The organism is Methanocalculus sp. (assembly GCF_029762515.1).
In the GTDB taxonomy this organism is placed as follows: Archaea; Halobacteriota; Methanomicrobia; order Methanomicrobiales; family Methanocorpusculaceae; genus Methanocalculus.
In genome coordinates this window covers 1-6390 of sequence record NZ_JARVGN010000093.1, presented here as the reverse complement: position 1 = coordinate 6390, position 6390 = coordinate 1, and the positions used below count along the sequence as shown (strand labels likewise).

At 49.5% G+C, this 6390-nt stretch carries 6 protein-coding genes; all 6 read right to left on the bottom strand.

What is annotated here, in order from left to right:
• Window positions 1–1656 (bottom strand): asparagine synthase (glutamine-hydrolyzing) (asnB, locus tag QCH34_RS04700; protein WP_300330897.1); only part of this gene is annotated, 1656 nt, incomplete at its 3' end.
• 86 nt (window positions 1657–1742) lie between these two features.
• Window positions 1743–3092 carry a nucleotide sugar dehydrogenase gene (locus QCH34_RS04695; protein WP_300330894.1) on the bottom strand — a complete coding sequence of 450 codons (1350 nt, stop codon included), beginning with the start codon at window positions 3090–3092 and terminating at the stop codon, window positions 1743–1745.
• A complete protein-coding gene (locus QCH34_RS04690) occupies window positions 3089–4126 on the bottom strand; it encodes a glycosyltransferase family 4 protein (protein ID WP_300330891.1) in 1038 nt (345 codons plus the stop codon). Before QCH34_RS04690 ends, QCH34_RS04695 begins: the two co-directional genes overlap by 4 nt.
• Before the next feature lie 6 nt (window positions 4127–4132).
• Complete coding sequence (locus QCH34_RS04685) at window positions 4133–5254, bottom strand: DNA topoisomerase IV subunit A (protein ID WP_300330888.1); 1122 nt, start codon at window positions 5252–5254, stop codon at window positions 4133–4135.
• Window positions 5255–5320: 66 nt separating this feature from the next.
• Window positions 5321–5650: a DUF86 domain-containing protein gene (locus QCH34_RS04680; RefSeq protein WP_300330885.1), complete on the bottom strand. Its 330-nt coding sequence runs from the start codon at window positions 5648–5650 to the stop codon at window positions 5321–5323.
• Window positions 5640–5948 carry a nucleotidyltransferase family protein gene (locus tag QCH34_RS04675; RefSeq protein WP_300330882.1) on the bottom strand — a complete coding sequence of 103 codons (309 nt, stop codon included), beginning with the start codon at window positions 5946–5948 and terminating at the stop codon, window positions 5640–5642. Before QCH34_RS04675 ends, QCH34_RS04680 begins: the two co-directional genes overlap by 11 nt.
• Window positions 5949–6390: the final 442 nt, after the last annotated feature.

The following is a 6390-nucleotide window of genomic DNA, read 5'->3' as shown; positions in this document are numbered from 1 at the left end:
CTGATAGGGCACCCCAAACCCCTGCTTCTTTCTCTCGACAACCTCCTTCGGAAGGAGATCGTGGACTGCTTCCTTCCATATCCACTTCTCAACACCACCCGCAATTTTCATCGAACCCGGTATCCGGAATGCATACTCAATCAGGCGCAGATCAAGGGGTGGTACCCGCTCTTCGATCGAATGAGCCATTGTAGCCTTGTCCGCCTTCATCAAGTAGAGTTCGGGAAGGTGATTCAGGCAATCCATCGCAAGGAGTGCATTCAGCCTGTCATGAAATGGAGGGAGTTGGAGATAATCATTAGATGCGTGCTTACATGCAGGTCGGCCCAACCGTGACATCTCCGCATCAGACAACCCGGTCAGTGTCCATGTGTGCTGCTGGGCTTCTGGGAGCGTCTCACAGGCAAAATACTGTGCATACTGGAGGCTGGTATTTAATTCGGGATTGCCGGAAAAGGGCATTGCATTGAGACCCATTCTCAGAGCGCGGCGAACCATTGCGGGCAGGCGATACCAGGAGCCGTATCGCTCTGCTGCAACATAACTTGAATATCCCCCAAAGAGTTCGTCTGCCCCTTCCCCTGCCAGCACCACAGTGACATGCCGTTTTGCTTCACGGGAGAGGAAATAGTTGGCGATAACCGCAGCATCTGCAAGTGGCTCATCAAAATGCCAGGTTATGGTGTCAATCTCCTTCAGTACATCTGCTGCATCGATTTGGATTGTGTGATGTTTGGTTCCAAGGGCTTCTGCCACCATTGTGGCATATCTGCTTTCAGAGAAGTATGGGGAGAAGACCGCATTGAAGGTATGAAATGGTTCATCAGCTGTCCTGACGGCAAGAGCGGTGATGGCACTTGAGTCGATTCCACCCGAGAGAAACGATCCGACAGGCACATCGGCGATCTGCCGGAGACGGACCGATTCTTCGAGGAGGGTTCGTACGCGTGCTGTTGCAACATGGCTATCATATTCGTACTCTCCTTCTCCAAGATGCCAGTACCGGCGAATCGACGTTTTGCCTGTTCGAACATCAAAGGTCATCAGATGACCTGGAAGCAGTTTTCTTACTCCAGAAAAGAGTGTCCTCTCACCAGGTATGTACTGGTTCCGTAAAAACACACACAAAGCTTCTGGATCAACTCTCTTCTCTATTCTGAGTGTCGAAAAGCAGGCAAGGAGTGCTTTTATCTCAGATGCAAAGATGATCTTGCCATCAAAAAGATAATAATAGAGGGGTTTTTTCCCTATTGGATCTCTTGCTAAGATTATTGTGTGGTTTTCTGCATCATAGAGCGCAAATGCAAACATTCCACGGAGATGCTCCAAAATAGCCTTGCCATGCTCTTCGTACCCATGGACGATCACCTCGGTATCGGAGTCTGAAGAGAACCGATGATGAGAAAGCCCTCTGCGAATCTCCAGGTAATTGTAGATCTCGCCATTGCATATGATCTGAACACTGCCGTCTTCGTTCCCAAGCGGCTGGCGGCCCCGTGGTGAGAGATCGATTATGCTGAGCCGTGTGTGACCAAGCCCTACTCTATCATTGGTGAAGGTCCCACGATCATCAGGGCCGCGATGGTGGAGCTCCTTCTGCATCCTGCTGAGCAGAGAGGGATCCTCAAACCCGGCATACCCACAGATTCCACACATCAGATCATCCTGGATAATGATGGGTCAGAAATAAGATGCCATTTAGAATCAATGATGGGGCTTTGGTTGAGCTTCTCTCTCATTTATTACCTCTGTGAATACCCGACTCCCCGGTAAATCAAACCAGAGCTTTCAACCATCACCGGGTCAACACCACGTCTTCCATCGACAAAAACAGCTTCTGGTTTCATTTCCTTAACAATGGCGTCAAGCCGACCTTTGAATGCATCATGATCCACCATATAGATAATTGCATCATATCCGGCTATTGTATTCATTTCAATTGACACAACCGGGCATCTGAAGACCTCTGCTGTATCACAATACGGATCTGCAACCGACACGTGAGCTCCGCGTGCAACGGCCTCATGAATAAGCACCTCTGATGGCGACTCACGCAGGTCTGCCGTATTGGCTTTGTACGACGCGCCAAGAACAAGAATGTGGCTCCCTTTCAGTGGCTTCCCCGCCTCATTCAGGCCATCGATGAGGAGATCGAGGACATGAAGCGGCATCGCATCGTTTACCCGCCGCCCGGCAAGGATCACCTGTGCATGGTATCCCAGCTCCTGCGCCTTCTTTGTCAGGTAGTAGGGATCAACCGGAAGGCAGTGCCCCCCGACACCCGGTCCGGGGTAATAGACATTGAAATTCCATTTTGTTGATGCAGCTTTGATAACCTCCATGACATCGATATCCATCCGTTCAAAGATGAGGGCAAGTTCGTTCATGAGCGCAATATTCAGGTCACGCTGAATGTTCTCGATAATCTTTGCTGCCTCGGCGGTGCGGAGCGAAGAGACTGGATGCACACCGGCATCAATAATCGATGCATAGAGTTGAACTGCTGTTTCCGTCCATTCGGGAGTGATGCCTCCGACAACTCGTGCAACCTGCCTGATGGGGTGTGCTGCATCTCCTGGATTATATCGCTCAGGACAGTAGGCAAGACCAAAGTCAACTCCTGCAACAAGCCCGGACTCTTCGAGAATGGGTTGTACGATCTCTTCGGTTGTGCCGGGATAGGTGGTTGATTCAAGGACAACAAGCATACCTTGATGCAAACCATCGCGGACATCACGGGATGCTGCTTGGACATATCTCAGATTGGGTTCTTTTGCTTCAGTCACCGGGGTTGGCACAATGATAAGGCAGATATCAGATTGCCGTATTGCAGCCACAACATCTGTTGTGGCAGAGAGCCGACCATGGGTTATTGCATCTGCGAGTTGTGTATCAAGCTCAAGCTCTTGGAGGGGAGAACGTCCGTTATTGATTGCCTGCACTTTCGCTTCATCAAGATCAGCTCCGATAACCCTGAACCCCTCTTCAGCAAAGAAGACGGCAGTTGGGAGGCCTACATATCCAAGGCCAATGACAGATATTGTTGCTTTGCGGTCAGTTATCTTACGAATTAATTCTGTGGACTGCGTCATCGTTTTCCTTCCAGTAGAGTTCTGTGGATATCAATCATCTGTGTGATGAGTTTTTCGATTTCATATCTCTCAATCATATCTCGCCGCCCCTCTTCTCCCATCAATATTCTTTCAGAAGGATGCTCCTTCATCCAATAAAGAGCCTCCGAGAGTGCCGTTGTATCTTTTGGAGCGATAAGAAGCCCTGTTTTTCTATCCTGTACTACTTCCGGGCATCCACCCACATTTGTTGCGATCACCGGTACGGAACAGGAGAGTGCTTCCATAAGGACATTTGGAAGGCCTTCTGTGTAACTTGGAAGGATGAGGCAATCTGCACAGTTCATCAGTGTGGGAACCTTCTCCGGCTCAATGGCTCCGATATTGATACAATTATCGGGATGTTCCGGGAGTGCTCCGGTTCCCGCAAAAATAAAAAGATCATCGGGGAAATGTCGGGCTGCTTCTATCAGCTCATATATCCCTTTCCAGGGGTGATACCTACCAAGATAGAGGAAGACCATTCTTTCTCTATCAATGCCAAAACAAGCCCGGCACTCGTTTGTATCCATTGGTTTGAACCGATCTGTATCTACCCCTGAAGCGATGGCTGCGGATCGTTCTGGCTTTGCTCCAATTCCAATCAGCGTTTTCCTCATCTCTTCACTCGAAGAGAGTACATAGTCTGCACGGTGCAGCATCCACCGGGTTATCATCTGGTGTATCAGGGACTTAAATGGGAAGATTCTGGCATCATCACCATGAAACTTCAGGATTAACGGTCTATTCCCCTTGAAGAGTGCCGGAATAATACTACTATGCGGGATGTAGTGTGCCTGCAGGATATCGATGTCCTTCTCAAGGCAGAGCTGGAGGCTGTTGATAAAAAAGTCAAAGTACCCAAGAATAGAACGATTGTGTTTTACAGCAAGTTTGACATAAATCCCCTGATCGATGAGATCATCGACCATCCGCTTGATAAAGATCCCGGAGTGATCCTCTGGTTTTTTGGGGAACATATTCGCGAAAACTCCAAGCTGATAACGGTCATCCATGGGTTCTCACACAACCCCCATTTCCTTCAACCGCTTCGGCAGGTACTCCCCCGTCACAAAATCCAGCCCCCTTGCTGCAAACGCCTGCTGTTCCGACTTCAGCCCCATCGAGAGCTGTAGATTGATCTGGTCACGCCAATAATCAGTGGCAAACCGGGGGTCGGTCAGCTCCGCCTTGAGTGCGGCGATGTCCTGTTCACTGAGGGTGTCGGCAGGCAGATCGTAATCCCTGATATCAGAGGGCTGGACGCCGATGAATTGGGCTGCCGGGGTGGCCAGGAGCTCGGACATATGCGCACTCTTGATCGAGCCGTAGGCGACCGAGGCATAGATCCGGTAACTCCAGGGGTCGCCGTCTGTGAAGATAAGTACCGGGAGTTTCAGCTCCTCGTTCAGCTTCTTCAGCATCCGCCGGGTCGACCGGGCCGGCTGCCCCTTGAGATGGACGAGGACACAGTTGTACTCCTCGTCAAAGCCATTCTCCTGGAGACGGGCATACATACCGCCGGTCTCCATCGCAATGACAAACTTCGCGTCATGATCGATAAATTCGACACTCCCGACATTGTTTGGGATCGCATACCCGGCCTCCCCGACATCGTCCCTGCAATGAATCTCGCGGGCACCACGCCGGGTCGTCTCCCTGAGTTTGAGAGGTCCAAAGACCGATGCCCCATCCTCTTCAGGCCGGAGATGGAATGCCTCGCGTTCGAGTGCGGTGACGATCTCAAGATCCTCGACGAGGTAGTTGCTCTCATCCTGGGCAGTGAATTTCGCCTTCTTCCAGGATTCCGAGATATAATACATCTCCCTGAGTGTCGATGAGCGGTTCTCTGTGAGCTGCCCTTTGAGGAACCCGATCACATAGGCCATCTTCAGGAGATGTGTCGCACCCCGGGCAGTTGAGGCAGCCCGGGTGCTCTCCCGCTCCCCGTATTTCCAGACCTCTGATGCATCATCATACGTTATATTCTGCTTTGTCCGGGTCGGCAGCCTGATCGAGGGGATCTCGCCATCAGCGATCTGGTCGTACCACACCTGTGCTATCTCAACGAGACGGCTGATTGTGTGGGTGTTCTTTTTCTGATCGCTCTCTGGAATTTCTTTCAATGTGGTTTCCTCTGTCATATTTTTTTTATCTAATTGAAAATATCAGCCTGTTGGAAGTTTTGATGGAAGGTTACTACTATAGATTCATAAAATTTTTTTGAGTAATCCAACCAAGGGGGGTAGATCTTTTTTCACAGTGTCCCAGACAATATCAATATTAATGTCAAAATATCCGTGAATAAGTCTGTTTCTCATTCCAATCATCTGGCTCCATGGGATCTCGGGATGATCCAATTTATATTTTTTTGAGACGAGATTGGCTGCCTCACCAATTATCTCAAGAAGTCTGATAAGTGCAAGCGAATAGACATCATCTCCATGGAGGTCTTTTTTACAAATCTGTTGGGAGATTTCAATCGCTTTTTCAGCCGCATCAATTGCATGTCGAATGTACACTGTATCGTTATGGTGCATAACAGACTTCACACGAATTTATTACATCATCTCTGAAATATCTACTCAAATCTTCCGGTGTCCTGATATCGATCTTCCTTCCTCCAAAGAGTTCAGATAATTCTTCTTCCATCGTAAAGATGGTGAAGAATCCGGGTGTTTTCCCCTCCTCAAACTCGATGAGGATATCGATATCGCTCCCCCTCGAAAAGTCTTCCCTGAGGACCGATCCAAACAGGGCCAGGCTGCGAATATGATACTTTCTGCAGAAGGCTGCGATCTCCTTATGGGGGATAGGTATTCGTGAGGTATTAGTCATAGGGAAGTCCTCATAGTATCTCTATTCAACTGGGAGATAAAAACTCTGTTGGGGATTAGTCTTCGATTGGATATCGAGATTGGATACCTGGGGTGGATACTTGGATTGTATAAGACCCACTCCGACTCCGCGGGGGGGCACTGCTCAATCCCCCGCTTCGTCCTCGGGGTTGGCGACCTATCGGTCACCGAGCGGTGCTGTTCGCACCGCCATTGTGGATTAGGGCGCTATCGCGCCTACTTATTGTTACTGGTCTCTCTCTTTACACCAACCACAGTTTCTCATCCACTGTTGCGTGTGTAAAGACACCCGGTCAAATTTCATCTTAAAAAGGATATCCGGTGGGAAATAGCCTCTATCAAGGCCGCTCTTGTTTTTGCGGGAATACAGGTATGATCCCGAATTACTCACATTGTGAAATCTTGTATGGGTTCTGCTGCCC

Bases quoted from the DNA above. Each gene is read 5' to 3' on its own strand.
- QCH34_RS04695 (WP_300330894.1), bottom strand. From the start codon at position 3,092: ATGACGCAGTCCACAGAATTAATTCGTAAGATAACTGACCGCAAAGCA.
- QCH34_RS04685 (WP_300330888.1), bottom strand. From the start codon at position 5,254: ATGACAGAGGAAACCACATTGAAAGAAATTCCAGAGAGCGATCAGAAA.
- QCH34_RS04680 (WP_300330885.1), bottom strand. From the start codon at position 5,650: ATGCACCATAACGATACAGTGTACATTCGACATGCAATTGATGCGGCT.
- QCH34_RS04690 (WP_300330891.1), bottom strand. From the start codon at position 4,126: ATGGATGACCGTTATCAGCTTGGAGTTTTCGCGAATATGTTCCCCAAA.
- QCH34_RS04675 (WP_300330882.1), bottom strand. From the start codon at position 5,948: ATGACTAATACCTCACGAATACCTATCCCCCATAAGGAGATCGCAGCC.